We start from the raw sequence: 25,784 nt of genomic DNA on the forward strand, positions 1-25,784 counted from the left end.
ACGCTGCTGCGCATGGTCAACCTGGTGGAGTCCTTGGTCCAGCGCGTCCTGACGACTGCTTCGGTGGTCGCGGTGGCCCGGCTGGGAGAGTCGATGTACGAGGTGACGCTGACCGCACCGGCCTTCGGCGACTGGCGGTACGTTCCCGGCCAGAGCGTCCGGCTGGCCCTCGGGAACGGGCTGAGCTTACGGACGTACTCCCTCTGGACGCTCAGCGAGTCGACGGTGGTGCTGCGTGGCTTCTCGCACTCCGATGGTCCGGGGAGCCGGTGGATGGCGTCGGCGGAGCCCGGCACGCGGGTGGCGTTGACCGCGCCGAAGGGGGTGTTCGTCGTGGATCAGGAGGCGCCCTGGCACCTCTTCGTCGGCGACGACACGGGGGCCGTGCCGCTGCTGGCGATGCGTGCCGCGCTGCCGGCTTCGGCGTCCGTGCGTGGCGTGGTCGTGTCGCGGGAGGAGATGCCGCCGCTCGGGGCCTCGCTGCCGTGGCGCTCGTCCGGCACGTTGCTGGACGCGGTGCGATCACTGGAGCTGCCGTCGTCGCCGGGGGTGGCGTACGTGGCCGGTGAGCAGAAAGCGTGCCTGGAGGTGCGGGACTACCTGCGTAACTCGCTCGGCTGGCCGCGCCGCGCGGTGAAGGTGTCGGCCCACTGGACGCCGGGCAAGCGCGGCCTGGAGTGAGCTGGGCGCGGGCGGGGGCGCGGTTCGCGGTTCCGCTCGGCGCGGTGGGCGGGCCAGGATGGGCGTATGCGTGAACTCGGGCGGACGGTGGCGGAGTGGTTGGGCGCGGGGCACCGGGTCGCGGTGGCGCGCGTCGTGGACGTGCACGGCTTCGGGGCGGTGCCGGCCGGTGAGGTGCTGGCGGTGCGCGACGACGGCGAGCGCGCCGGTGAGCTGTTGCGCGGTGTCGCCGACCCGGTGATCTCCGGTGCCGTGCCGGCGGCGCTGTCCGGCTCGGCGTCGGTGGTGAACGCCCCGGTGGGGGAGTCGGACGCGGTGGCCGCCGGGCTGGCGTGCGCGGGTTCGGCCCGGGTGCTCGTCCACGCGGTCTCCGACGCCTCGGTGTGGGCCGCGCTGGCCGAGGGCTCGCCGGTGGCCCTGGCGACGTCCTTGACCACGGGTGATGTCGTCTCGTCCGCCGAGGCCGGCGAGGAGGCGTCGCGGTTGCTCGCGGCCGGGGCCACCGGGCGGGCCGTGGTGGGCGATGTGCTGGTGGACGCCTGGGTGCCGACGCCCAGTGTGGTGACGATCGGCGGGGGTGTGCTCGCCGCGGCGATCGCGGCCCAGGCCGAGCTGCTCGGATGGTCGGCGCGGAACGTGTCGACGGTGTCCGACGCGGTCGCCGAGGTGGCCGCGTTCGGACCGGCGGACGTGCTGGTGCTGCTGGATCACGACCCCGCGATGGACGAGGTGCTGCGCGTCGGCCTGCACCACGGACGCGGGTTCCTCGGCGCGCTGGGGTCGCGTCGCACCCAGGCGGCGCGGCGCGAACGCCTGCTCGCCGCCGGGGTGCCCGCCGACGCGGTGGAGCGTGTCCACGGCCCGGTGGGGCTCGACCTGGGCGCACGCTCACCGGCCGAGACCGCGGTGAGCATCGTCGCCGAGGTGCTGGCCACCCGCTCCGGCCGCGGCGGTGCGGCGCTACGCGCGTCGGACGTCGCGATCCACTGACCGGGGCAGCCCGAAGAACGGGAGGACGGTGTTCTCGAAGCGGGTCAGCGCGCTGATCCGTTCACCGGCGAGGTCGAGAACGTAGAGACCGGTGCCGTGGCTGACGCCGGTGGGCGTCCGCAGGTACGCACCGAACGCCGGCTGGCCGTTGGCTCGCGTCGGCACCAGATCGAACCGGCGGCCGGTCGCGAAGATCCGGGCGAAGAAGCGGGTCACCAGCTCGCGGCCCTGGTACTCGAACGGGGTCGGCGGCATCGAGATGAAGACGTCCTCGGTCAGCAGCGCCACCAGCGCCTCGACGTCGGCCGACTCCCAGGCTTCGACGAACCTCGCGGTGATCGCGTCCTCGGTGGCCGAGCCCGGCGCGGGCGGGTTCTCGGCCGCCCGGCGCTGCTCCAGCGCGGCCCGGGCGCGTTTGAGCGCACTCTTGACCGACTCGACGCTCGAGTCGAGCATCTGTGCCACCTCGTCGGCCCGGAACCCGAGGACGTCGCGCAGGACGAGCACCGCGAGCTGACGCGGCGGCAGCACCTGCAGTGCGGTGACGAAGGCCAGCGAGATCGTCTCCGTCTGCTCGTACCGGGCCTCCGGCCCGAGCAGGGCGTCCGGGAACGGTTGCAACCACACCGTCTCGCTCAGCCCGGTCGGCTGGGGCGCCTCCGCGGTGGGCACGATCCACTCCGCGACCGGACGCCGATCGGTGGCCCGACGCGCGTTGAGGCACCGGTTGGTGGCGATCCGGTAGAGCCAGGTACGGAGCGACGCGCGCTCCTGGTACCCGCCCAGCCCTCGCCACGCGGCCAGCAGCGTCTCCTGGAGTACGTCCTCGGCGTCCTGGAACGAGCCGAGCATCCGGTAACAGTGCACCCGTAGTTCGGCCAGGTGCGGTCCGGTCAGTTCGCCGAACGCGTCGTGGTCGCCGTTGCGTGCCCTGGTGATCAGATCCGCTTCCACGTGCTCCCCGTTCCCTCCGTGCCGTCACGCGTATGGACACCGCCGGGAAGAAAAAGGGGGCGCCCCCCTTTCCGGCGCCGCGGTGTCTACCCAGTGGTAGCGACAACACCACGACGGGAGAACCCCCATGGGAAAGATCGTGATCTCGACGAACGCGACGCTCGACGGGATCGTGCAGGACCCCGACGGTGGGGAAGGGTTCGACCGCGGTGGCTGGTTCGACCGTTTCGGTGGTGCCGACCTCGCGGAGTGGGCCCGGGTCGAGACCGAGGAAGCGCTCGAGGCCGCGGCCCTGCTGCTCGGCCGGCGCAGCGACGAGTGGTTCGGCGCCCGGTGGTCGTCCCGCACCGGCGTCTGGGCCGACCGGCTCAACGCCATGCCCAAGTACGTCGTCTCCGCGACGCTCGAACAGCCGGCCTGGACCAACGCCACCGTGCTGCGCGGCGACGTCGCCAAGGAGGTCGCGGCGCTGAAGCAGGCCGTCGACGGCGAGATCCTCGTCTACGCGAGCTATCAGCTCGGCCGGGCGCTCCTCGAGCACGACCTGGTCGACGAGGTGCGACTCGTCGTGTTCCCGGCGGTCCTCGGCGCGGGTGTCCGCCTCTTCGGCGACACCAGCGCTCCGAAGGCGCTGCGGCTCCAGGAGAGCCGCACCCTCGGCGACAACCTCACCTTCCTGCGCTTCCAGGCCTGAGAGGACCAGCCATGCCCACCGACACGATCCGCGAACTGCACGACCGCTTCGCCGTCACCGACGTGCTGTTCGCGTACGCGCGCTCGTCGACGAACGCGCCTTCCCCGACGCCGACCACGCCGAGACCACCTCCTACCTGCACGCGTGGCACGGCGTCGCCGGAGCCGACGTCGACCCGGTCGTACTGGCCCGCTACGTCGACCGGCTCGAACGGACGCCGACCGGCTGGCGCATCGCGCACCGGCGCATGTTCGCCCACGGGCTGATCGGCTTTCCCGAGGGCGTGATCCGGCCGCTTCCCCGCCGGGAGCCGGCGGCCGTCGCGGACAGCGGCTCGTGACCGCGGTGCGGTCCGCGCGCTCCAGGGCGCCGGCGCCGCGTTCGTCATGCCGCTGGCGCTGGCGCTGCTGAGCACGGCCGTTCCACCCGACCGGCGGGCCGGTGCGCTCGGGCCCGGTGGCGCTGCTGCTGGTGGCCGGTGCGGCGTTCGGCCTCGTCTGGGCTCTGGTGCGTGGCGACGCGGCCGGCTGGACCAGCGTCGAGGTGGTGTCGGCGCTGGCGGCCGGTGTGCTGCTCGTCGCCGGGTTCGCCGGGTGGCAGCGGCGGGCCGCCGAACCGATGATCCCCGCCGACGTGCTCCGCTCCCGGTTGTTCGGGTCGGCGCCGCGTGCCGTGGGGCGCGACGACGTTCCTCGTGCCGCCGATCGCCGGGCACTTCATCGGGCGCTTCGGGGTACGGCCGTTCGTCGTCGCCGGGCTGGGGCTGCACGCGGCGGCGATGGTCTGGATCGCGGTCCTCGTCGACGACGGCCTGGGGTACGGGCAGTTGATCGCACCGCTCGTGGTGTCCGGTACCGGCGTGGCCCTGTCCCTGCCGGCCACCCAGGCCGCCGCGCTGAGCGGTGTCGGGCCGCGCTCGCTCGGGGCCGCGTCGGGCGCGTACAGCACGATGCGCCAGCTCGGCGGCGCGTTCGGCGTCGCCGTGGTGGTGGCGACGTTCCTCACCGCCGGTAGCTACGCGTCGCCGCGGACCTTCGTCAGCGGTTTCTCGGCCGCGCTCTGGGCCTGTGCGGCGTTGTCGCTGGTCGGAGCGCTGACCGGCCTGGCGGCGCGCCGGTCTTCGGCGCCGATCGGCCGCCCGGCGTCCGCCCACCGGGTGGCCGAGCCCACCGCGTGAGACGCTGGAGAGCGTGTCTTCTGCTCCGACCGTCGCTCGTCCGCTCACCGTAGGCCCGCACACCGTCGACCCACCGGTGGTGCTGGCCCCGATGGCCGGCATCACCAACGTGGCGTTCCGGCGGCTCTGCCGGGAGTACGGCGCGGGGCTCTACGTGAGCGAGATGATCACCACCCGCGCGCTGGTCGAGCGCAACCCGAAGACGATGGGCCTGATCACGTTCGCGCCCGACGAGCAGCCCCGCTCGATCCAGCTCTACGGCGTCGACCCCGACGTCGTGGGGCGGGCCGTCGACATGGTCGTCCAGGAGAACCTGGCTGATCACGTGGACCTGAACTTCGGCTGCCCGGTGCCGAAGGTCACCCGGAAGGGCGGCGGGTCGGCGCTGCCGTTCCGGCGGAAGCTGTTCGCGCAGATCGTGCAGCGTGCCGTACGCGCCACCGCGGGCACGAACGTCCCGGTCACCGTCAAACTGCGCATCGGCATCGACGAGAACCACATCACGTTCCGCGACGCCGGCCGCGCGGCCGAGGACGCGGGCGTGGCCGCGGTCGCGCTCCACGGCCGGACCGCCGCGCAGTTCTACGGCGGCCGCGCGAACTGGGAGCCGATCGCCGAGCTCGCCGCCGCGCTCGAGGTGCCGGTGCTCGGCAACGGCGACATCTGGGAGGCCGACGACGCCGTGCGCATGGTCACCGAGACCGGCTGCGCGGGCGTGGTCGTCGGCCGCGGCTGCCTCGGTCGCCCGTGGCTCTTCGCCGACCTCGCGGCCGCGTTCGCCGGGCGTCCGGAGCGGGTGCGGCCGAACCTCGGCGAGGTCGCGGCCACCATGCGTCGGCACGCCGAGCTGCTGGCGGAGTGGAAGGGCGAGGCGTGGGGCCTGCCCGACTTCCGCAAGCACGTCGCGTGGTACCTGAAGGGCTACCCGGTCGGGTCGACGATCCGGCGCGAGCTGGGCATGGTGAGCACCCTGGCCGAGCTCGACGACCTGCTGGCCAAGCTCGACCCGGCCGCACCGTTCCCCGCGACCGAGATCGGCGAACCACGCGGCCGCACCACCGGCGCCCGCCGCGTGGTGCTCCCGGAGGGCTGGCTCGACGACCCCGACGCCCTCACCGCCCCCACCGACGCCGAACTCGACGTCTCCGGCGGCTAACCCTTTGTTCTCAGTCGTCCGAACGGACCGGGGTTACTTCGGTGACGGCGGTCATCGGGAGGGCGCCGTAGTAGTGGGGGTAGGGGTCGCCGCCGGTGGAGGACTCCCAGCGGAGATCCTCGCCCAGGGAATCGGCGTTCACGGCCAGCAGCATCAGGCCGGTTTCGCCGGCGAAGAAACGGTCCAGGGTGCCGGGCAGCTGGGACGCGGTGGAGAGGTGGACGAAACCGTCGCGGAGGTCGTCGGGGGAGCCCTCGTAGTGCTCGGTGGTCTGGGCGGCGGCCCACTCGTCGGCGCGGAGAATTTTGTACACGGTTGTCACCCGGCAAACGTATCGCCGGATCAGCCGCGGACCCAGACCCGAGAGAGGTCGGGCACGGCCCAGAACGTGCTCACGAACATCCCCGACACGCCCGAGCCGCGCAGGGCCAGCCGGCGCTGGTCGAAGTACGGGATCGCCGGGGCGAACTCGGTGAGGATCCGGCGGGAGAGCGCCCCGTAGGCCGTGGCCGCCTTCGCGCGGTCGGGCATCGTCGCGATGCGCGCCAGTTCGGCGTCGACGGACGGCTCGTTGAGGTAGCTGACGTTCGTGCTGCCGACGGCACGGATGCCCTGGCTGGAGTAGAGCGGGCCGAGCATCGCGCTACCGTCCAGGTAGTCCGGCGTGTACTCGCACAGGTACAGGTCGTACGGGTTGCTCCGGCGCGCGACGGCCGCGAGGAACTGCTCCGCGATCACCGGGCGCAGCTCCACGGTGACGTTCGCCCGGGCGAACGCCTCCTTCACCGCGACGGCCAGCTGGTTGCCGTCCGGGGTGTCGCGGAACGCGTAGACGAGCGTCACCTCGGCGTCACCGAGGAGATCACGCGCCCGGGCCGGGTCGCCCGACCTTCTCGTCCGGTCCTGGTTCACCGGGTAACCGGGCAGCCGGGGGGAGAGCAGGCTGTTGGTGAAGTCCCCGACGAGGTTCGTGCCGGTCGAGTTGAGCGCGGCCTCCGGGTCGAACGCGAGCGAGAGCGCCCGGCGGCGCGCCGGGTCCTTCACCCGCGAGGAGTTGAAGCACAGGTCGCGGTGCCCGGTGCCGACGCCGTCGACCAGCCGGCCGGTCTGACGCCGGTCGTAGACCTTCTCGATCTGGGTCGGATCCAGGGTGCTGAGCTGGACGCTGTTCGGCTGGTCGTCGCTCATCATCAGGTTCGTCACCACCGACCGGTCCGGCAGGAAGCGGACGTCGTAGCGGTCGGGATAGGCGACGCGGATCGGGTCGGTCGCCGGCTTCCAGGCCGGGTTGCGCTCCAGCGTCAGCTTCTTGCGCAGTTCGTGCGTGACGACACGGTAGGGGCCGGTGACCGGCACCGGGTCGGCGTCGGAGTAGCGCCAGTCGCTCGGGACGGCCGCGGTGGTGGGCAGCGCGGCGACCGTGGGGAGATCGGGGTGCGGGGTCGGGAACGTCAGCCGGAGCGTGCGGTCGTCGGGTGCCTCGACGCCCGGCGGGTACGGCGCCTTCGGGGTGGGGCCGGTGTACACGGAGCGGAAGTCGGCCCGGCCGGTCAGCCAGCGCTGCAGGTAGGTGAAGCCGGTGGCCCGGTCGCTGAACGAGCGGGCGATGCCGTTCGCGACGTCCGGCGCGGTGACCGGGTCGCCGTTGTCGTACGTGACGCCGGGGCGGAGGGTGAACTCCCAGGTGCGGCCGCCGTCGGTGCTGCGACCGGTGTCGGTGGCCAGGTCGCCGACGAGCGTCACGCCGTGCAGGCCGTCCTCGCGGTAACCGGTGAGGGTGCGGGCCAGCAGGCGGGAGCTGCCCATCATGCCGTCGGGGTAGTGGTTCTGCACCGGGTCGAGTTCCCAGTACTGCGCCTGCGCGTACACGGTGACGGTGCCACCGGGCCGGGCGCCGGGCACGGCGGGGGCGGGGCCGGTCGCGGTGTCGTCGGCGGCGTACTGCTTGACGGTGAGGTCGGGCTTCGGCGGCGGAGCCGTCTGCTGTTCCCGGTCGGGCCACCGCGCCCAGATCACGCCGGCACCGGCCACGAGGGCCAGCACCACGGCCGCCGCGGCCGTACCCACCACCACCCGCCGTCGCCGCCCAGCGCCCGGCACCACATCCGCGGTCGGAGAGGACGAGGCGGTCGAAGGGGATGAGGCGGTCGAAGGGGACGGGGCGGTCGGGGGAAGTGACGCGAACTCGCTCGTCAACCGGTCCGGCGTGTTCAGGTGGACGGTGTCCCGGCTCGCGCCGTCGTCGGCGGCCCGCACCGGCGGCGGCACCGACGGCAGCACCCCCGGCCGCTGCAGCGTCAGCGCGGCGAGCAACTCCTGGGTGCCCGGCCGCTCGCCCGGTTCTTTGCGTAACGCGGCCGCGACGAGGCCGCGTAACGGCGCGTCGAGCTCGCCCAGCTCCGGCTCGCGCTCGAGCGTCCGGTAGAGCATCACTTCCGGTGGCCCCACCCCGAACGGCGGAACGCCGGAGCCGGCGAAACACACCGCCGCGCCCCAGGCGTGCACGTCGGTGGCCGGGGTGACCGCGGCCCCCCGGAACTGCTCCGGTGCCATGTACGGCGGCGACCCGATCGGGCCGCTGGTCAGCCCGCTCACCAGGTCGGCCGCGCGGGCGATGCCGAAGTCGATCACCCGCGGCCCGAACCGCGACAGGATCACGTTGCTGGGCTTCAGGTCGCGGTGCACGATGCCGGCCTCGTGGATCGCCACCAGCGCGGTCGCGATCCCGATCGCCACCGCGTCCAGAGCGCCGCCGTGCAGCGGCCCCTGGTCCTCCACGACGTCCTGCAGCGTCGGCCCGTCGACGAACTCGGTGACCAGGTACGGCTGCTCGCCCTCGACGTCGACGTCGAGCACCGCGGCCGTGCTGAAGCGGGCCACCCGCGCCGCGAGGGTGGCCTCCGACCGGAACCGGGTGCGGAACTCCGGGGCGTCGGCCAGGTGCGGATGGATCACTTTGACCGCGACCGGGCGCGTCCGCCCGTCCGCCTCCTCGGCGACCCCCGCGTAGACGATTCCCATGCCGCCGGCACCGAGCCGTCCGGTGAGCCGGTAACGACCGAGCTGCCGCGGGTCCTTGTCGCGAAGCGGCTGCACGCGCGCAGCGTAGCGAGGCTCCACCAGGGAGAAACTGTGGGGCCTTTCACGTGCGGTTTTGCGCGTCTCTGTTCTCTGAATCGGAACAGACCGACCAAGTCGGGTGCGACTGCTCACAACGGGTGCTGCGGTGGGTACGCCCTCATTAACCTCGGCCCATTCCCGCTCCCGCTCCCTACGGAGGCCGCGATGACGGACGACCAGCAGAAGTACGTCTACGACTTCTCCGAGGGCAACAAGGACCTCAAAGACCTGCTCGGTGGCAAGGGCGCCAACCTGGCCGAGATGACGAACCTCGGCTTACCCGTGCCGCCCGGGTTCACGATCACCACCGAGGCCTGCACGGTCTACCTCGAGACCGGCGAGACGCCCGGCGGCCTCGACGACGAGGTGGCCACGCATCTGGAGGCCCTGGAGAAGGCGCGCGGCAAGAAGCTCGGAGACCCGGACGACCCGCTGCTGGTCAGCGTCCGTTCCGGGGCGAAGTTCTCGATGCCGGGAATGATGGAGACGGTGCTCAACGTCGGGCTCAACGACTCCTCGGTCGAGGGCCTGGCCCGCCAGGCCGACAACGAGCGGTTCGCGTGGGACTCCTACCGCCGGCTGATCCAGATGTTCGGCAAGACCGTGCAGAACATCGAGGGTGAGGCGTTCGAGGACGCGATCGAGGAGATCAAGCGCGAGAAGGGCACCCAGAACGACCTGGATCTGGACGCCGGCGACCTGCGGAAGCTCGTCGACGTCTACAAAGGCATCGTGCGGGAGCACACCGGCGAGGACTTCCCGCAGGACCCGCGGGAGCAGATGACCGCGGCCATCAACGCGGTGTTCGACTCCTGGAACTCCGACCGGGCCGTGCTCTACCGGCGCCAGGAGCGCATTCCCGCCGATCTCGGTACGGCGGTCAACGTTGTCGCGATGGTGTTCGGCAACATGGGGATGGATTCCGGCACGGGGGTGGCGTTCACCCGCGACCCGGGCACCGGTGAACAGGGCGTCTACGGCGACTACCTGCAGAACGCGCAGGGAGAGGACGTCGTCGCCGGCATCCGCAACACGGTGCCGCTGCAGGATCTCGAGAAAATCGACAAGACCTCCTACGACCGCCTGATGGACATCATGGCGACGCTCGAGGGGCACTACCGCGACCTCTGCGACATCGAGTTCACGATCGAGGCCGGCCACCTCTGGATGCTCCAGACCCGGGTGGGCAAGCGCACCGCGGCGGCCGCGTTCCGGATCGCGTCCCAGCTCGTCGACGAGGGGGTCATCGACCTCGACGAAGCCGTGCAGCGGGTAACCGGAGAGCAGCTCGTCCACCTGATGTTCCCGCAGTTCGACACGTCGGCGAAGGTGCACCAGCTCGGCCGGGGCATGTCGGCGTCGCCGGGTGCGGCGGTGGGCAAGGCCGTGTTCGACTCCTACACCGCGGTCAAGTGGTCGCGGTCGGGCGAGAACGTGATCCTGGTGCGCCGGGAGACCAACCCCGACGACCTGAACGGCATGATCGCGGCGCAGGGCATCCTGACCAGCCGCGGTGGCAAGACGTCGCACGCGGCGGTGGTGGCGCGCGGCATGGGCAAGACCTGCGTCTGCGGCGCCGAGGAACTCCAGGTCAACACCAAACGCCGGTTCCTGACGGCGCCCGACGGCACCGAGGTGCACGAGGGCGACGTGATCTCGATCGACGGCTCGACCGGCCGGGTGTACCTCGGTGAGGTGCCGGTCGTCGACTCGCCGGTGGTGGAGTACTTCGAGGGCGCGGCCGCCGGGGAGGACGACTTGGTGCAGGCCGTCGACCGGATCATGAAGCACGCCGACGAGAAGCGCCGGCTCGGTGTGCGGGCCAACGCGGACACCGCCGAGGACGCCGAGCGGGCCCGCCGGTTCGGCGCCGAGGGCATCGGGCTGTGCCGCACCGAGCACATGTTCCTGGGGGAACGGCGCCAGCACGTCGAGCGGCTGATCCTGGCCGAGGACGACGACCAGCGCGACCAGGCCCTGGAGGCGCTGCTCCCGCTCCAGCGCTGGGATTTCCTGCAACTGCTCACCGCGATGGACGGCCTGCCGACGACGATCCGGCTGCTCGACCCGCCGCTGCACGAGTTCCTCCCCGACATCACCGAGCTGTCGGTGCGTGTCGCGCTGGCCGAGTCGCGCGGGGAGAAGAACGAGAACGATCTGCGGCTGATGCAGGCCGTGCACCGGCTGCACGAGGCCAACCCGATGCTCGGCCTGCGCGGGGTGCGGCTCGGCCTGGTGGTGCCGGGGCTGTTCAACCTGCAGACCCGGGCGATCGCCGAGGCCACGGCCCAGCTGGTGAAGCTCGGCAAGGAACCCAAGCCGGAGATCATGATCCCGCTGGTGGGCTCGGTGCAGGAGCTGGAGATCATCCGCGCGGACACCGAGAAGGTGCTGGCCGAGGTCGCCGAGGAGACCGGCATCGATCTGCAGATCCTGGTCGGGACGATGATCGAGCTGCCGAGGGCGGCGCTGACCGCGGACCAGATCGCCGAGAGCGCGGAGTTCTTCTCGTTCGGCACCAACGACCTGACCCAGACGACGTGGGGCTTCTCGCGCGACGACGTCGAGGCGGCGTTCTTCTCCACGTACCTGGAGGTCGGCATCTTCGGCGTGTCGCCGTTCGAGACGATCGACGTCGACGGCGTCGGGGAGCTCGTGCGGATCGGCACCGAGAAGGGGCGCGCGACCCGTCCCGACCTCAAGGTCGGGGTGTGCGGCGAGCACGGGGGCGACCCGGACTCGGTGCACTTCTTCCACCAGGTCGGGCTCGACTACGTGTCGTGCTCGCCGTTCCGGGTGCCGGTGGCGCGCCTCGAAGCGGCACGCGCCACCGTGGCCCAGGAGAGCGGCTCGGACAGCCGTTAACCGAGGCCGGACGCCACCGCGGTCAGGAACGCGGTGGCGTCCGTCTCGTACTCGTCGACGCTCAGCGTCAGGTGGGCGAGCGTGCGGACGCCGAGGCCCTCGCCGCCGCCCGGGAGGCGGACCACCGCGGGACGGCGGACCGGCGAGCCCAGGGCGAGCACCGGCCCCTCCCAGGCGGGCACCGCGAGCAGCGCCTCGGGCACGGTCACCACGAGCAGCGTGCGCGCCGGGTCGATCTTCGCCGACGCCGGGTCGGCGAGCAGCTTCTCGATGCCGTCTTCGTTCCGGTCGCGGACGCCCGGGAGGTAGGCGAGTCTGCCGTCGACGCGGGTCACGATCGGGCGATCGGCGAGCTGCGGGGCGTCCACCACGGCTTTGATCAGCCGCGCCAGACCCGCACCCCGGGCCGTGACGTCGACCTCGACGGTGAACACGGAGCGCGCCGCGGCGCGCTCGGTACCGGCCGCGGGCAGGTCGGCGGGGCGGATCCGGCCGCCCACCCCGGTGCCCGTCACGGAGGCGAGGTCCACCCCGGTGGACGCGGCCAACGCGCGGACGTGGGGGGTGACCCACGGGGCGGACACGGGGTCGGTTCGGGTGCTGTAGAGGACACCGCGTGCCATCAGTTCACTCCAGGAGGTGCGGTCGATTCGCGGAGCACCAGTTCCATCGGGCCGCCGACGGTCTCGGCGACCGGGGTGTCCGGGTCAGTGGTGGTGAGCTTCTCGACGCCGCGCCGGCCGAGTTCCTCGAGCGGCATCCGCACCGTCGTCAACGCCGGCACCAGGTACTCGGCCAGCGGCAGGTCGTGCACCGCGACGATCGACAGCTCGGACGGCACCCGCACCCCGCAGCGGTACGCGGCCCGCAGCGCACCGATCGCCGACGCCACGTTCGCGACGAACACCGCGGTGGGGCGGGGTGTGCGTCCGAGCAGCTCGGTCATCGCGTGGAACCCGCCGTCGGCCGTGTAGTCCGCGCGCACCGCCAGCGCCGGGTCCGGCGCGGCGCCGTGCAGCCGCATCGCGGCCCGGTACCCGCTCGCGCGCCGCGACGCGGTGTCCGACCCGTCCGGACCGGCCAGGTGCGCGATCCGCCGGTGCCCCAGGCTCACCAGGTGCTCGACCGCCATCGCCGCGGCGCCCTCGTCGTCCAGGACGATGTGGCGGGTGGCGTCGGTCATGCTCCAGTTGAGCAGCAACCAGGGCATGCGTGATTCGCGGAGCGCCGCGAGCGTCGCCGGCGCTTTCACCCCGCCGGCGAGCAGCAGCCCGTCGACGCGGCCGTCGGCCAGCAGATCCAGGTACGGCTGGGCCGAGCCGGCGACCCGGCCGGAGCCGGTCACCAGCACGCACTCCCGCTCGGCCGCCGCGGCCTCCGCGCCTTTGATGATCTCGGCGTACACCGGGTTGGCGTAGTCCGGGATGAACAGCCCGAACGTGCGGCTCTGGCGCGTACGCAGCGTGCGCGCGGCCGCGTTCGGCCGGTAGCCCAGCGTCTTCACCGACGCGAGCACCCGTTCGCGGGTCTCCGGGCGGATGTTCAGCCCCGGATCGCTGTTCATCACCCGCGAGATCACCGAGCGGTCGACTCCCGCGTGTGCGGCGACGTCCGCGAGCGTGACGCGTTTTCCTGGTTTCACGGCGCAGATTCTTCCGGTCGCTGAGCGTCGCCGGAGTCCATAGCGCGATACAGCGCCTCGACGAGCGCGAGCGTCCCGAGATTGTCGCGTCCCGACGTCTCCGGTTCGCCGTCGGTGGCGATCGCGCGCAGCAGCGAGCCCATCGGCCCGGCGAACGCGTCGGGGATCCAGCGCCGCGTGACCGGGTAGTTCAGCCACCCGTCGGTGTGCTCCTCCGAGAACACCGCGAGGGTGTCCGGGCGCCCGTGCGGATAGTCGTAGAGCAGCCCGATCGTGCCTTTGATGCTGCCGCGCGAGCCGTCGATGCGATAGGCGGCGTGCGCGTCGCCGGTGCGGTTCTCGTGGTTGACGTGCAGGATCGCGTTCGCACCAGCGGCGAAGGACAGCGTGGTGATCGTGCGTGTCTCACCGGCGACCCGCTGGCCCGGCGTTCGCGACCCCACCGCGTACGCCCGCGCGGGGTTGCCCAGCAGCGCACGCACCGAGTCCAGGTAGTGGATCGAGTGGTACCAGACCTCGAGCTTCTCGCGCTTCGCGAGCCACTCCCAGGACGAGAAATCAGTGACGATGTCGACGTCGAAGCTGAACGTCGTGACCTCGCCGACCCAGCCGGCCCTGGCCATCGCGATCGCGGCCGCGATGCCTTCCTCGAAGCGCATCTGCTGGTTGACCGCGATCTTCCGGTTCGCCGCCGCGGCGGCACGCACCATCTCCCGCGCGGTGGCCAGATCCTCGGCGAAGGGCTTCTGGCACAGCAGGTGCTTCCCGGCGGCGAGCGCCCGGTGGACGATGTCCGGCTGCACGTTCGCCGGGACCGCCACGTCCACCACGTCGACGTCGGACGAGAGCAGTTCCTCCAGGGAACCGTGCACGGTGGGGATGCCGTGGCGTGCGGCCACCTCACGAGCGCGGTTCTGGTCGAGGTCGTAGATGCCGCGGACGTCGAGCCCGGCGCGGCGGTACGCGGGCAGGTGCGCCACGTCGACGATCGCGCCGGCGCCGACGATCGCGATCGGGCGCCGGTGCTCGGCCGCGACACCCAGGTCCGTCGCCGCGACGATCGGCTGCAGTTCGTCGAACACGTCAGCCCAGACCGGGGATGCGGTAGAAGTCGATCGCGGTGCCGCCGAGCACGCGCTCCCGGTGTTCGGCCGGCAGCAGCTCCTGGATGGCGGCCCAGGCGCGCTCGTAGCCGCCGGCCAGCACGGACACCGGCCAGTCGCTGCCCCACATCAGACGGTCCGCGCCGAAGACCGCGAGCCCGTGGTCCACGTAGCGGCGCAGGTCGTCCGGGGTCCAGTCGGGTGCCGCCGCGGTGTCGAGCCCGGAGATCTTGGCGTACACGTTCGGGTGCTCCGCCGCCCGGGAGAGGAGGCTCGCCCAGGGTTCCCAGCCGTGCTCGGCGATCGGCGGCTTCGCCAGGTGGTCGATCACGATGCGCAGGCCGGGGTGCCGCTCGGCGAGCGACGGCACGTGCTCCAGGTGGCGCGGGATCGTCGCGATCTGGTCCCAGGTGAGGTTCTTCCCCGCCACCAGGGCCAGGCTCTCCTGCACCGCCGGCTGCCCGATCCAGTCCGGGTCGGGCTCGTCGTGCACCTGGTGCCGCACGCCCACGTACCGCGGGTCCTTCCCGTACCGCTCGAGCGCGTCGGCGGTCGCCGCCGGGTCGAGCAGCGGCACCCAGCCGACGACCGCGGCCAGCCGGGGGTGCCGGTCGGACAGCGCGAGCATCGAGTCGGTGTCGGCGAAGCTGCCCTCGGCCTGCACGAGCACTGTCGCGTCCACACCGCACGCGTCGAGCTGCGGCTCCAGCTCCTGGTAGGTGAACGTGCGATGGATCGGGCCGGCCTCGGGGGTGAGCCAGGCGTACTCGAGCGCATCGACGTCCCAGAAGTGCTGGTGCGCGTCAACCACGGGCATGCGCGACTCCCTCGTCGTGGGGCATGATGTCCCCGAACTGTAGGTCAAACGATTGACTCGGAGCAAGACCATGCACCTGCTGGGCCGCACCTTCGACGGGTTCGCGAGAGCCACCGCTCGCCAGTCGGCCGGGTTCGCGCTGACGGCCTCGTGGCTCGAGCTGCCGGAGCTCGAACGGGCCGTGCTCCACGGCGACGCGCTGTTCGACGGCCGCGTGGACCTGGCGCTCGTGGTCAGCGACTGGCTTCCCGCGTTGATCGAACGCGGCGCGGTCCGCGACCTCTCGGGCCACCTGCCCCCGGACCACCCCGGTGGGTGGAGCCCGTCGATGTGGCAGCTCCAGACCCGTGGATCGCGGGTGTACGGCCTGCCGTACCACGACGGTCCGATGATGCTCCTGTACCGCCCCGACCTCTTCGCCGACGCCGGTGAGCGCGCGGGATTCGCCGCACGGTTCGGCTACCCGCTGGCGCCGCCGGTCACCTGGGATCAGTTCCTCGACGTCGCCCGGTGGTTCACCCGGCCCGGGCTCCACGGCACGGTGCTCGCCGGGCTCCCCGACGGGCACAACGACGTCTACGACTTCCTGCTGCAACTGTGGAGCCGGGGTGGTGACCTGTCCTCGCCGTCCGGCCCGGCAGCGGTCTCCGGGTTGGAGTTCCTGCGCCGGTTGCACGCGGAGAACCTCGTCGACCCGGCCTCGCTGGAGTGGGACAGCGTGGCGTCGGGGGAGCGGTTCGCGGCCGGTGGCGCGGCGATGATGGTGAACTGGTCCGGCTACGCGGCGATGTGCGCGCCGGGCTCGGTGGCGTGCGCGCCGGTGCCGGGCGGGGTGTCGCTGAACATCTACTGGGTGCTGGTGGTGGCGGCGGGGTGCTCGTCCCCGGAGCGGGCCTACGAGTATCTGCGACACGTGGCCACCCCCGAGATGGACGTGATCACGTCGCTGGAGGGCGCGAACGGGGTGCGCCTCTCCACCTGGCGCGACCCGCGGGTGCGGGCCCTGTCCCCGTGTTACGCGGTGATGGAGGAGGTGCACCGCACCGTGGTCAGCCCGCCGCCGGTGACGGCCTGGCCCGCGGTCTCGGAGATGCTGTCGGCCGCGATCGCCGGTGCCGTGCGCGGCCGCTCGGAGCCGGGCGAGGCCCTGCTCGCGGCCGCGGCGGAGATCGAACGGGTTCTCGGGCCTACGACGGCTCGGGTGACCCCGGGAAGACGTCGTAGGCCCGGGAAGGCGTCATCGTGACGGGGGTTGGACCAGCTCCAGGGTTTCCCGGTCGGGGCCGAAGAAGTAGCAGGTGTACCCGCCCTTGTTCACGCCCGCGGTGATCTCGTTCGGAGCGGAGAGGAACTCGACGCCCGCCGCGTTCAGCCGCTCGTACGTGCCGAGGGCGTCGTCCGTCGTGAACGCCAGGTGGGCGGCGCCGGCCCGGTTGCGCTCCGGATCGGTGGGTTCCGCACTGGGGGACAGGTACTGCACCAGTTCCAGGTCGTGCGACGAGTTCGTCGACGACGCCGGTGGCACCGCGAGCTGCGCCACCCGGAGATCCGCGTCGGAGTACCCGACGAGCCTCCGCGTGTACTCGTTGTCCTGGCGCTGCTCGTGCACCAGCACCAGGCCGAGCAGGTCACGGTAGAACCGGATCGAGGCGTCCAGGTCCGCCACCGTGAAGCTGAAGTGCCAGAGCCCGGTCAGACCGCTCACGAGGTGGTCACCTTCTCGGGCGTCGCCGGTGCGGTGACCGCGGGTACATCGGCCGCGGTGAGTTTCCGGCGGCCGCCGCGCTTCTCGGCGAGCACGTAGATCGTGGCCGCACCGATGATCACGACACCCTTGATCAGGTCCTGGTAGTTCGCGCCGAGGTTCAGCACGCCGAACCCGTTGGCCAGCACGAACAGGATCAGCGCACCGATCACCGACTTCAGCACGTTGCCGGCCCCGCCGAACAGCGACGTGCCGCCGAGGATCGCCGCCGCGAGCACGGTGAGCTCGATGCCGGTCAGCGCCTGCGGGTTGATCGCCGAGAACCGCGACGCGTACAGGATGCCGACGAGCGCCGCGAACAACCCGTTCAGCACGAACGGCATCACCTTGTAGCGCGCCACCCGGATGCCCGAGAGCCGCGCGGCCTCCACGTTGCCGCCGACCGCGTACAGCCGTCGCCCGACCACGGTGAACTTCAGGACCGCCCAGGCGACGAGCACGATCACCAGGAAGATCCAGACCTGCTTGGACAGTGCCCAGTAGGTGGGGAACCAGATCACCGACACCGCGGCCAGCAGCGCACCGGCGATCACGTACCAGTAGCCCTGGCCGTCGGTGACCTTCCCGGCCCGTTCCCGGCGGAGCGAGAAGACGCCCACCCCGACGAACACCAGGCCCACGACCGCGGCCCACACCTTGAGGTTCACCGGCCAGTCGCCGGTCAACAGGTCCGCGAGACCCGTCTCGGTGGTCTGGATCGAGCGCCCGTCGGTGAGGATGAACAGCAGCCCGCGGATGCCGGTCATCGTCCCCAGCGTGACGATGAACGCGTTCACGCCGACGTACTGCACGAACACGCCGTTGAACGCACCCATCGCGACGCCGGTGAGCAGCCCGAGGAGCAGCGCCACGCCGACGCCGAGACCGCTGTTGAGCACGGTCAGGGTGACGCCCGCGGCCAGCGCCCCGGTGGCCCCGATCGACAGGTCGAAGTTGCCGCTGATCAGGCAGATCGTCATGAAGACGGCGAGGATCCCGACCTGTGCGGTCTGGTCGAGGATGTTCGCGCTGTTCAACGCCGACAGGTAGAACGGCCGACCGGTGCCGGCCGCGGCCGAGGTGAAAACCACCAGGATCAACGCGAACGCGTAGACCACGCCCGCGCGCTGGAGCCGGAACGGCGCGAGCCGCTCTTTGACAGTGCTCATCCGGTCCGTCCTTCATTGGCGCCGAGCCCGCTCGAGAGCGCGAGCAGCTCGGCCTCATCGGTGTCCTGGGCGTTCCGCTCGGCGACGATCCGCCCGCCGCGAACGACCAGAATGCGTTGGGCGACGGCGAGCAGCTCCTCGAACTCCGAGGAGACGATCACCACCGCGTTGCCGGCCCGGGCGAACCCCCGGACCAGCTCGAGGATGTCGGCCTTGGCGCCGACGTCGACGCCGACCGTCGGTTCGTCGAGCAGGTAGGCGCACGCGTCGCCGTACATCCACTTGGCGAACACGACCTTCTGCGCGTTGCCGCCGGAGAGCGCGCTCACCGGCGTGGTCACCGAGGGCGTGCGGACCTTCAGGTCGGCGACGGCCCGCCCGGCGCGCGCGTGCTCGGCTTCGGCGTCCGGCAGCATGCGTTTTTTACTGAGTTTCTGGACGTCGGGCAGCGTGGTGTTGCGCCAGATCTCCCAGCCGCCCACCAGGCCCTGCCGGTTGCGGTCCTCGGGAACGAGCGCGAGCCCGGCTTTCACGCGCTGGTCGACGCGCTTTCCGACGTTCCGGCCGCGGACCTTCACGGTGCCGGAGCACCGTTCGTCCGCGCCGAAGATCGCCTCGAGGATCTCCGAGCGGCCGGAGCCGAGCATCCCGGCCAGGCCGATCACCTCGCCGGCCCTCACCGTGATCGACACGTCGTCCACGCCGCTGGGGGAGCGCAGGTTGATCGCTTCCAGCACGTTCTCGGCGGTCGGGCTCACCGGCTCCATCCGCGCGTTCTCCATCGCCGAGAGCTTCCGGCCGACCATCAGGTCGACCAGCCGCTCTTCGGTCAGCTCCGCGGTGGCCCCTGTGAACACCATCCGGCCGTCCCGGAGCACCGACACCTCGTCGGTGAGCTCCAGGACCTGGTCGAGGAAGTGCGAGCAGAAGACGAACGACGTGCCCTCGGACTCCCGGAGCCGGTTGACCGCCCGGAACAGCAGCTCGACCTCGGCCGAGGCCATCGAGGCCGTCGGCTCGTCCATGCAGATCAGGGTCGCGCCGGCGGCCAGCGCCTGCGCGACCGCGACCATCTGGCGCTCACCGATCGGCAGGTCGCCGACGCTCTTGTTCGGGTCGACGCGATAGCCGAACCGTTCGCAGAGCGCGTCGTACCGCTCCATCAGCCGGCCGCGCCGGAACAGCCCCGACATCTCGCCGAGGAACACGTTCTCGAGCACGGACAGCGTCGGCACCAGCGGGATGTGCTGGTACATCGTCGCCACTCCGGCGGCGCGGGGGGCCGCCGGAGTGGACCAATCGACCGTCGTGCCTTGCCAGATCAGCTCGCCCGCGCTCGGTTCGTGAGCGCCGGCGATGATCTTGAACAGGGTGGACTTGCCCGCGCCGTTGGCGCCCACGAGGCCGTGGATCGAGCCACGGGCGATCGTGAGGTCGACGTCCCGCAGTGCGACCGTCCCGTTCGGGAACCGCTTGGAGACTCCGCGTACCGCCAATAGTTCACCCATGGGTACCTCAGCTCACCACTGCGGGTCGCAGTCAGCGACGTTTGACTTGTCGATCGACGGGGTGTCGTAGAAGACCAGCTTGGCGGTGCCGTAGTTCTCGTCCTGGATGGCCTTCTTCAGTTCCTCGGCGGCCTTCTTGCCTCCGTCGACCGGCTTGTAGCAGATCGTCCCGGTCAGGCCGCCGTTCTTGATGGCCTCCACGCCGAGCTTCGAGCCGCCGACGCCGAAGACCAGCGCGGTGGACTTGGCCGCCGCGACCGCCTTCTGGCAGCCCACACCCATGTCGTCGGAGATCGCGTAGATGCCGACCAGGTCGGGGTGGGCGTTGAGGATGCTGGCGCAGGCCGACTGGCCCTGGTCGGCGACCCAGCCGCCCGGCTGCTCGGCGACGATCGTGAACTTGCCCGCCGTCGCGGTCTTGAACTTCTCCACCCGCAGCGTGTTCTCGGCGTACCCGGGTGCGCCGATGATCACCGCGACGTTGCCGCCGTTGGGCAGCGCCTTGAGCATCGCCTGCCCGGTCTGCTCGCCGGCACCGGTCTCGTCCTCGATGACCAGCGCGGACAGCTTCGGGTAGACGTCGTCGATCTTGCGGTCGGCGCCGATGATGCTGTGATAGCTGACGACCTTGATGCCGGCCGCGGTGAACTGGTCGACGAACTTGGCCGCCTCGGCCGCGTTGGCCGGGATCATCACGACGCCGTCGGGCTTCTGCGCGATGATGTTCTGGACGTTCGCCGCCTCGGTCTGGACGTCGTTCTTGCCGTCCAGGTTCGCGATGATCTCGCAGCCGATGCTCTTCGCGGCCTCTTCGATGCCCTGCGCGCCGGCGTTCGGGAACGGGAACCCGGTGCCGGAGCCGTTGTCGATGGCGATCCGGCAGCCGTCGCTCTTCGACCCGCTCGACGCGGTGTTCTCCGGTTCGCTCGCGCAGCCGGCCATGGCCAGGGCCACGGATGCCGCGAGGGCCACGTACGTGATCGGTCTCTTCAGGCCCAGGCCTCGTCGCATCTGGGGTCCTTTCCTCGTCACAGGGGGTTTGGTCAAACGTTTGACTACACGGCCGGTCAGCCGCGCGCCGCCAGGTCGCTGATCGCCGCGGCGATGCTCCGGACGTCGGGGATCAGGGCGTTCGCGAGCACCGGTGCGGCGGGTAGCCGCATGTCGGGCACCGCGATCCGGACCGGTGGCGCGGCCAACCGCACACCGGCCTCGACGACACGGGCGACCACCTCGGCGCCGAAGCCACCGGTGCGGTTCGCCTCGTGGACGACGGCGAGCCGCCCGGTGCGGCGCACCGACGCGATCACCTCGTCCCAGGGGAACGGGTTGAGCCAGACGGTCTCGAGGACCTCGGCGTTCTCCGCGGCTTCCTCGACGCGCCGGCTGATCGCGCCCCAGGTGACGACCGTGACCGCGTCGCCGTCCCGGCGCTTCCGGAGGCCGCCGATGGGCTGGACCTCGCCGTCGGTGACGACCTCCGCTTTCGCGCCGTGGTACAGCGTCCGGTTCTCGATGACGATCGTCGGGTCGTCGCAGTGCACGGCGGCGAGCGTCAGGTCGTAGGCATCCTGCGGTGTACTCGGCATGCAGACCCGGATACCGGGTGTGTGCAGGAAAAACGCCTCGAGGTTCTGGGAGTGCTGAGCGCACGCGCCGGGGGAGTTGCCCTGCTGGGTGCGGATGGTCAGCGGGGCTTTGACGGTGCCGTTGGATACGTAGCGGACATTCGCCGCCTGGTTCACGACCTGGTCGAGCGCGACCAGGAAGAAGTCCGACCACATGATCTCGACGATCGGCCGGCGACCGAACATCGCGGCGCCGACGGCCGAGCCCAGGATCGCCGACTCCGAGATCGGGGTGTCGAACACCCGGTCGCCGAACGCCTTGTGCAGGCCCTTCGAGACGCCGTGCACACCGCCGGGCACGCCGACGTCCTCGCCGTAGAGGAGGGTCTCGGGGATCTCGTCGAGGCAGCGGCGCAGCGCGGCGTTCACGGCCTCGGCGTAGCTCAACTTACGCATAGAGGTGCTCCTTGACCGTGCTGACGTCGGCGAGCGGGGCTTGGAGGGCCGCTGTCGCCGCGTCCTCGACCTCGCTACGGGCGTTGCTCTCCGCCTCGTCGATCCGGGCTTGGCTGGTGCCTTGTTCTCTGAGCTTCCGGGTGGCCGCGGCGATCGGCTCGACCTCTCTCGCCGCCTCCAGCTCGCCGGGGCGCCGGTACTGCTCGGGGTCACCGATGTAGTGGCCGACCAGGCGCTGGGTCATCAGCTCCAGCAGGGCCGGGCCGCCGCCTTCCCGCGCGGCCTCGATCGCGTCGCCGACCCGGTCCCGGACGACCGACGGGTCGTTGCCGTCGATGCGCTCGCCGAGGATGCCGTACGCCCGGGCCCGCTCGGCCAGGATCGGGTTGCGCACCATCTCGTCGATCGGCGTCAGCTCCGACCAGCTGTTGTTCTCGCAGACGAAGATCACCGGCAGGTCGAGCGCGGCGGCGAAGTTCATCGACTCGTGCACCGCGCCCTGGTTCATCGCGCCGTCGCCGAACACGGTGAGCGCCACCCGGTTCGTGCCGTCGTACTTGCCGGCCAGGGCCGCGCCGACCGCGAGTGGCGCTCCCGCGCCGACGATCGAGTTCTCGCCGTGGAAACCGTGCGCGAAGTCGGAGAAGTAGGCCGAGCCGCCGCGTCCGCCGTTCACCCCGGTGGCCCGCCCCAGCAACTCGGCCAGAATGCCCTCCACGGGGACGCCACGCGCGACGGCCCAGTTGTGGCCGCGGTACGTCGCGAAGAGCGCGTCGTTCTCACCCAGCACGGAGCAGGCCCCGACCGGACCGGCCTCCTGGCCGATCGACAGGTGCACCGAGCCCACGATGTCGTTCGACGCGCGGAGCTCGCGGACCTTCTCCTCCAGCAGGCGGATCCGCCACATCTGGTGGAGATCGTCGAGCAGCGTGTTCACCGGTTCTCCTTCGCGGTCGCCCACCGGGTGAGTGCGGCGTCGCAGATCCGCTCGTTCTCGCCGAGGTAGTGCTCGGGGGTGATCGGGGTTGTGGTCGCTGCTTTCACGGCCGGGTCCGTCGCGGCGATGTCGGCGACGGCGGCCTTCAGCGTCATGCCGTTCTGGCGGGCCGCGCGGGCGGCGTCGTACACGACGTCGTGGGCGTGTTCCCGGCCGAGCTGCGGCGCCAGCTTGAACATGTACGCCTCCGCGAGCACCAGGCCGCCGTCGGCGTCCAGGTTCGCGCGCATGACGTCCTCGAAGACACGCAGGTCACGGACGATCTCGGCGGCGAGGGCCAGTGCGCTCGCCGCGCTGCAGGCCAGCTCGGGCAGCACCAGCCACTCGATCTGCCACTCGCCGGCGGCCCGCTCGTGGCCGGCCTCCAGCGCGCGGTGCAGTGCCGGGAGCAGCGTCGCCGCGAACGTGCTGAACCCGAGGATGGCCTCGGACGAGATCGGGTTCGCCTTCTGCGGCATCGTCGAGGACGCACCGCGGTGGTGCCCGTCGGCCTCCTTGAGCTCACCGATCTCGGTGCGGGAGAGGTCGACGACCTCGCGGGCGATGCGCCCGGCGGTGCCCGCGGCCAGGGCCAGCGCGCTGCCGAACTCGACGAGCCGGTCGCGGGCGACGTGCCAGGGCACGTCGTCGACGTCGAGCTGGAGTTCTTCGGCCATCCGGCGGCGTACCGCGGCGGCGTTCTCGCCCAGCGCGGCCGACGTGCCACCGGCGCCGTAGAGGGAGAGCGTCCTGACTTCCTCGCGTGCTCTCCGGACGCGCGCGAGGTCGCGGGTGACCTGGGCCAGGTAGACCGCGAGCTTCGTGCCGAACGTGGTGGGGACCGCCTGCTGGGCGTGGGTCCGCGCCGCCGTCACCGTGTTCTTGTGCGTTTCGGTCTGGGCCGCGAGCGCGTCGCCGAACTCGGTGAGCAGCGCGATCATGCGGTCGCCGGCCGCGACGAGCTGGAGCACCAGGCCGGTGTCCATGATGTCCTGCGTGGTGGCGCCCCAGTGGATGTGCCCGTCGGGGCCCTCCGGGAGCTGGCCGGCGAGCTGACGCACGAGCGGGAGCACCGGGTAGCCGACGTTGCGGGCCTGCTCCCAGAGCTGGTCGCGGTCGATGCGGTCGGTGGCGCTGATCGCGGCGAGCGCGTCGGCGTCGGCCGCGGTGACGACGCCGACCTGGGCCTCGGCCTTGGTGAGCGCCAGCTCGGCGCGGAGCCAGCCGTCGATGGTGGCGGCCTCGCCGAAGATCTCGGCCATCGCGGTGTCGGCGTAGAGGGCGGTGAGAAGCCGGAACGGTCCTGGGCGTGCGCCGGAGAGTGGGGGCGCGCTGTGGGTCGCGGTTTCTGGGGCGGTCGCGGTTTCTGGGGCGGTCGCGTTTTCTGTGCCGGTGGGGTCGGGTGCGGTGTTCGGGTCGGTTGCGGTGGCTTCGGGGGGCGTCGCCGAAGCGGTGGCGCCCGGAGTGCTTCCCGGGGTGGAAGCGTCGTGGGTGGGCGCGCTCATCAGTCCATCTCCAGTCCGCCGTCGACGTTGACCGCCTGGCCGGTCACGAACGAGGCAAGGTCACTCACCAGGAACAACACGACCGCGGCGAGCTCGGCGGGGTCACCGTCGCGGCCCAGCGCGCAGGCGGCCTTCACCTGCGCCAGGTACTCCTCGCCCGCACCGGCGCCGAACTGGCGGGCGCGGTGGGCGATGATCTCGTCCCACATCGGCGTCAGGAACACGCCCGGGCAGACCGCGTTGACCCGGATCTCCGGCCCGTAGGCCAACGCGGCGGACTTCGTGAGGCTCAGCAGAGCGGCCTTGCTCGCCGCGTAGTGCACGGCGTTCGGACGCCCCGACCGCCCGGCGACGCTCGCCAACGTGACGATCGCGCCCCGCTCCATCGCTTTCGCGGCCGCCTGCGTCAGCAGAAAGGTCGACGTGAGGTTGACGTCGATGATGCGACGCCAGGCCGCCTCGGTGACGTCGGGCAGCGGGACCGTCTCCATGATGCCCGCGCAGTTGACCAGCGTGTCGAGGCTCGTCAGCTCCGCGACCGCGGTGTCCACCAGCGCGCCGGGCGCGTTCTCGGCGGTGAGCTCGGCCGGGATCTTGAGCACGTGCTCCGTGCCGTGCTTGGCGACGAGAGCGTCGGCGGCGGTGTCGAGCCGAGGGCCGGGCAGGTCGCTGATGGCCACCCGCGCCCCGGCCTCGAGCAGCGTCTCGGCGCACGCCAGCCCCAACCCACCAGCAGCGCCGGTAACCAGCGCACAGCGCCCAGCGAGATCGATGGCGATGGCCACGTGGCCTCCAGGTCAATCGGTTGACCGGGACGTTAGCAGCGTGTTTCGGCCCTCACAAGAGCAAACGTTTGACTAGCTCGTCGGCGCGCCTGGGGTGGGGTGCGGAGCCGGGCGGCTGCTCGTGGTCGCGGCCTGGTCGCGAGGTAGTCGACGGCGGGGTTCGTCGACGGCGGGGTTCGTCGGCGGCGGGGTTCGTCGGCGGCGGGGTTCGTCGACGGCGTGTGGCGGTGCCGCGGTAACGCGTCGGGCGGTCGATTCGGCCTTCGATCATGTGGTGCTGCGGTTCGGTTGACCGTGGGGCTACGACGTTCGGTTGCGCGGCGAGCGACAACGCTCGGCCTCGGCTTCCAGGTGGGCCGTGTGCTCAGCCCGCCGCGCGACTATCCGGGGCTATGGCTGCGGTGCCCCCTCCGAGCGGTTGGTTTCTGCCCGGCCCGGTGAGCCATGTCGGCGAGTTCCGAGCTCGGTCGACAGGTTCCAGGTGATCAGTCCCGGCGGTGGGCCGGGCTGGCCGAACGGATGCGCCCCGATCCCGTCTGCTCGCAGTCCGGGAACAACCCGTAGGTGGCCTCCCGTGGGCTCCAGTGTTCAGGTAGGTCTCGCCATGGCTCACCGGGCCGGACTCGCCACCGGATCCCACGGATGCCGGGCCACCCTGCGGACACATCGGCCACCGCAGGCGCACTTGCCACCCACAGGTGCACGTACTGCTCGGGGGCGCACGGTGCGCCTGCCGCTCAGGGGGCACCTGTCACCTAGGCGCGCGCCTGCCACCTAGGCCCGGTCCTGCAAGTCCATGCTCGGCTGCGGCTCCGCTCAGCCGCCGCCAGGCCGCGTTGTCGGCCTTCCCCGATACAACAGCTGCCCACAAGCT

General features: G+C 71.6%; 23 protein-coding genes. 8 read left to right on the plus strand and 15 right to left on the minus strand.

All coding sequences use genetic code 11. The annotated features are described in order from the left end of the window. Positions 1–12: 12 nt before the first annotated feature. Entirely contained in the window at positions 13–681 is a 669-nt protein-coding gene (locus tag ABD437_RS34375; RefSeq protein ID WP_344653142.1) for a siderophore-interacting protein, read from the plus strand. Positions 682–747: 66 nt separating this feature from the next. Next, entirely contained in the window at positions 748–1,671 is a 924-nt protein-coding gene (locus ABD437_RS34380; protein WP_344653143.1) for an XdhC family protein, read from the plus strand. On the opposite strand, the gene ABD437_RS34385 is transcribed toward ABD437_RS34380, so the two are convergent. Then, the gene (locus ABD437_RS34385; RefSeq protein WP_344653144.1) at positions 1,642–2,625 is read right to left on the minus strand and encodes a sigma-70 family RNA polymerase sigma factor; all 984 of its coding nucleotides are present in this window, start codon (positions 2,623–2,625) and stop codon (positions 1,642–1,644) included. The two genes, ABD437_RS34380 and ABD437_RS34385, sit on opposite strands and share 30 nt — an antisense overlap. Before the next feature lie 127 nt (positions 2,626–2,752). On the opposite strand from ABD437_RS34385, the gene ABD437_RS34390 reads away from it, so the two are divergent. The 4 genes from ABD437_RS34390 (at position 2,753) to dusB (ending at position 5,652) form a co-directional block, all read left to right on the plus strand. Then, positions 2,753–3,319 (plus strand): dihydrofolate reductase family protein, encoded by a 567-nt coding sequence (locus ABD437_RS34390; protein WP_344653145.1) that lies wholly within the window; start codon positions 2,753–2,755, stop codon positions 3,317–3,319. Further along, entirely contained in the window at positions 3,219–3,659 is a 441-nt protein-coding gene (locus ABD437_RS43150) for a nuclear transport factor 2 family protein (RefSeq protein ID WP_425558305.1), read from the plus strand. Before ABD437_RS34390 ends, ABD437_RS43150 begins: the two co-directional genes overlap by 101 nt. 327 nt (positions 3,660–3,986) lie before the next feature. After that, a complete protein-coding gene (locus ABD437_RS34395; RefSeq protein WP_344653146.1) occupies positions 3,987–4,496 on the plus strand; it encodes an MFS transporter in 510 nt (169 codons plus the stop codon). 4 nt (positions 4,497–4,500) lie between these two features. Beyond that, positions 4,501–5,652, plus strand: a complete 1,152-nt coding sequence (dusB, locus tag ABD437_RS34400) for a tRNA dihydrouridine synthase DusB (RefSeq protein WP_344653167.1) — start codon at positions 4,501–4,503, stop codon at positions 5,650–5,652. Between the two features lie 10 nt (positions 5,653–5,662). Here dusB and ABD437_RS34405 read toward each other — a convergent pair whose 3' ends face one another. Then, positions 5,663–5,974, minus strand: a complete 312-nt coding sequence (locus ABD437_RS34405) for a DUF952 domain-containing protein (protein WP_344653147.1) — start codon at positions 5,972–5,974, stop codon at positions 5,663–5,665. A gap of 20 nt (positions 5,975–5,994) precedes the next feature. Further along, the gene (locus ABD437_RS34410) at positions 5,995–8,748 is read right to left on the minus strand and encodes an ABC transporter substrate-binding protein (protein WP_344653148.1); all 2,754 of its coding nucleotides are present in this window, start codon (positions 8,746–8,748) and stop codon (positions 5,995–5,997) included. A 189-nt stretch (positions 8,749–8,937) separates the two neighbouring features. Between ABD437_RS34410 and ppdK the strand changes: the two genes are divergently transcribed. Then, positions 8,938–11,637: a pyruvate, phosphate dikinase gene (gene ppdK / locus ABD437_RS34415; RefSeq protein WP_344653149.1), complete on the plus strand. Its 2,700-nt coding sequence runs from the start codon at positions 8,938–8,940 to the stop codon at positions 11,635–11,637. Here ppdK and ABD437_RS34420 read toward each other — a convergent pair. From ABD437_RS34420 to ABD437_RS34435, 4 genes are read right to left on the minus strand one after another with little or no spacing between them, the layout of a single operon-like run. After that, positions 11,634–12,260, minus strand: coding sequence for an E3 binding domain-containing protein (locus tag ABD437_RS34420; protein ID WP_344653150.1), 627 nt, complete (start codon positions 12,258–12,260; stop codon positions 11,634–11,636). The genes ppdK and ABD437_RS34420 overlap by 4 nt on opposite strands. Then, entirely contained in the window at positions 12,260–13,279 is a 1,020-nt protein-coding gene (locus ABD437_RS34425) for a LacI family DNA-binding transcriptional regulator (protein ID WP_344653151.1), read from the minus strand. The genes ABD437_RS34420 and ABD437_RS34425 overlap by 1 nt, the downstream gene beginning before the upstream one ends. Beyond that, a complete protein-coding gene (locus ABD437_RS34430; protein WP_344653152.1) occupies positions 13,276–14,361 on the minus strand; it encodes a Gfo/Idh/MocA family protein in 1,086 nt (361 codons plus the stop codon). The genes ABD437_RS34425 and ABD437_RS34430 overlap by 4 nt, the downstream gene beginning before the upstream one ends. A 1-nt stretch (position 14,362) precedes the next feature. Continuing rightward, entirely contained in the window at positions 14,363–15,199 is an 837-nt protein-coding gene (locus ABD437_RS34435) for an amidohydrolase family protein (RefSeq protein WP_344653153.1), read from the minus strand. A 70-nt stretch (positions 15,200–15,269) separates the two neighbouring features. Here ABD437_RS34435 and ABD437_RS34440 point away from each other — a divergent pair, with 70 nt between their 5' ends. Further along, complete coding sequence (locus ABD437_RS34440; protein ID WP_344653154.1) at positions 15,270–16,445, plus strand: extracellular solute-binding protein; 1,176 nt, start codon at positions 15,270–15,272, stop codon at positions 16,443–16,445. Here ABD437_RS34440 and ABD437_RS34445 read toward each other — a convergent pair. The 8 genes from ABD437_RS34445 to ABD437_RS34480 are packed head-to-tail and all read right to left on the minus strand — an operon-like array spanning position 16,437 to position 24,910. Beyond that, complete coding sequence (locus tag ABD437_RS34445; RefSeq protein ID WP_344653155.1) at positions 16,437–16,904, minus strand: VOC family protein; 468 nt, start codon at positions 16,902–16,904, stop codon at positions 16,437–16,439. The genes ABD437_RS34440 and ABD437_RS34445 overlap by 9 nt on opposite strands. Continuing rightward, entirely contained in the window at positions 16,901–18,112 is a 1,212-nt protein-coding gene (locus ABD437_RS34450; RefSeq protein ID WP_344653156.1) for an ABC transporter permease subunit, read from the minus strand. The genes ABD437_RS34445 and ABD437_RS34450 overlap by 4 nt, the downstream gene beginning before the upstream one ends. Next, positions 18,109–19,620, minus strand: a complete 1,512-nt coding sequence (locus ABD437_RS34455) for a sugar ABC transporter ATP-binding protein (RefSeq protein WP_344653157.1) — start codon at positions 19,618–19,620, stop codon at positions 18,109–18,111. Before ABD437_RS34455 ends, ABD437_RS34450 begins: the two co-directional genes overlap by 4 nt. 12 nt (positions 19,621–19,632) lie before the next feature. Then, positions 19,633–20,631, minus strand: a complete 999-nt coding sequence (locus ABD437_RS34460; protein WP_344653158.1) for a sugar ABC transporter substrate-binding protein — start codon at positions 20,629–20,631, stop codon at positions 19,633–19,635. Positions 20,632–20,687: 56 nt separating this feature from the next. Next, positions 20,688–21,644, minus strand: coding sequence for an alpha-ketoacid dehydrogenase subunit beta (locus tag ABD437_RS34465; protein WP_344653159.1), 957 nt, complete (start codon positions 21,642–21,644; stop codon positions 20,688–20,690). After that, the gene (locus ABD437_RS34470; RefSeq protein ID WP_344653160.1) at positions 21,637–22,581 is read right to left on the minus strand and encodes a thiamine pyrophosphate-dependent dehydrogenase E1 component subunit alpha; all 945 of its coding nucleotides are present in this window, start codon (positions 22,579–22,581) and stop codon (positions 21,637–21,639) included. Before ABD437_RS34470 ends, ABD437_RS34465 begins: the two co-directional genes overlap by 8 nt. Further along, entirely contained in the window at positions 22,578–24,125 is a 1,548-nt protein-coding gene (locus ABD437_RS34475) for a lyase family protein (RefSeq protein ID WP_344653161.1), read from the minus strand. Before ABD437_RS34475 ends, ABD437_RS34470 begins: the two co-directional genes overlap by 4 nt. Then, positions 24,125–24,910 (minus strand): SDR family NAD(P)-dependent oxidoreductase, encoded by a 786-nt coding sequence (locus ABD437_RS34480; RefSeq protein ID WP_344653162.1) that lies wholly within the window; start codon positions 24,908–24,910, stop codon positions 24,125–24,127. The genes ABD437_RS34475 and ABD437_RS34480 overlap by 1 nt, the downstream gene beginning before the upstream one ends. Positions 24,911–25,784 lie beyond the last annotated feature (874 nt).

The sequence above is a fragment of the Cryptosporangium japonicum genome (assembly GCF_039524755.1).
GTDB classification, from domain to species: domain Bacteria; phylum Actinomycetota; class Actinomycetes; order Mycobacteriales; family Cryptosporangiaceae; genus Cryptosporangium; species Cryptosporangium japonicum.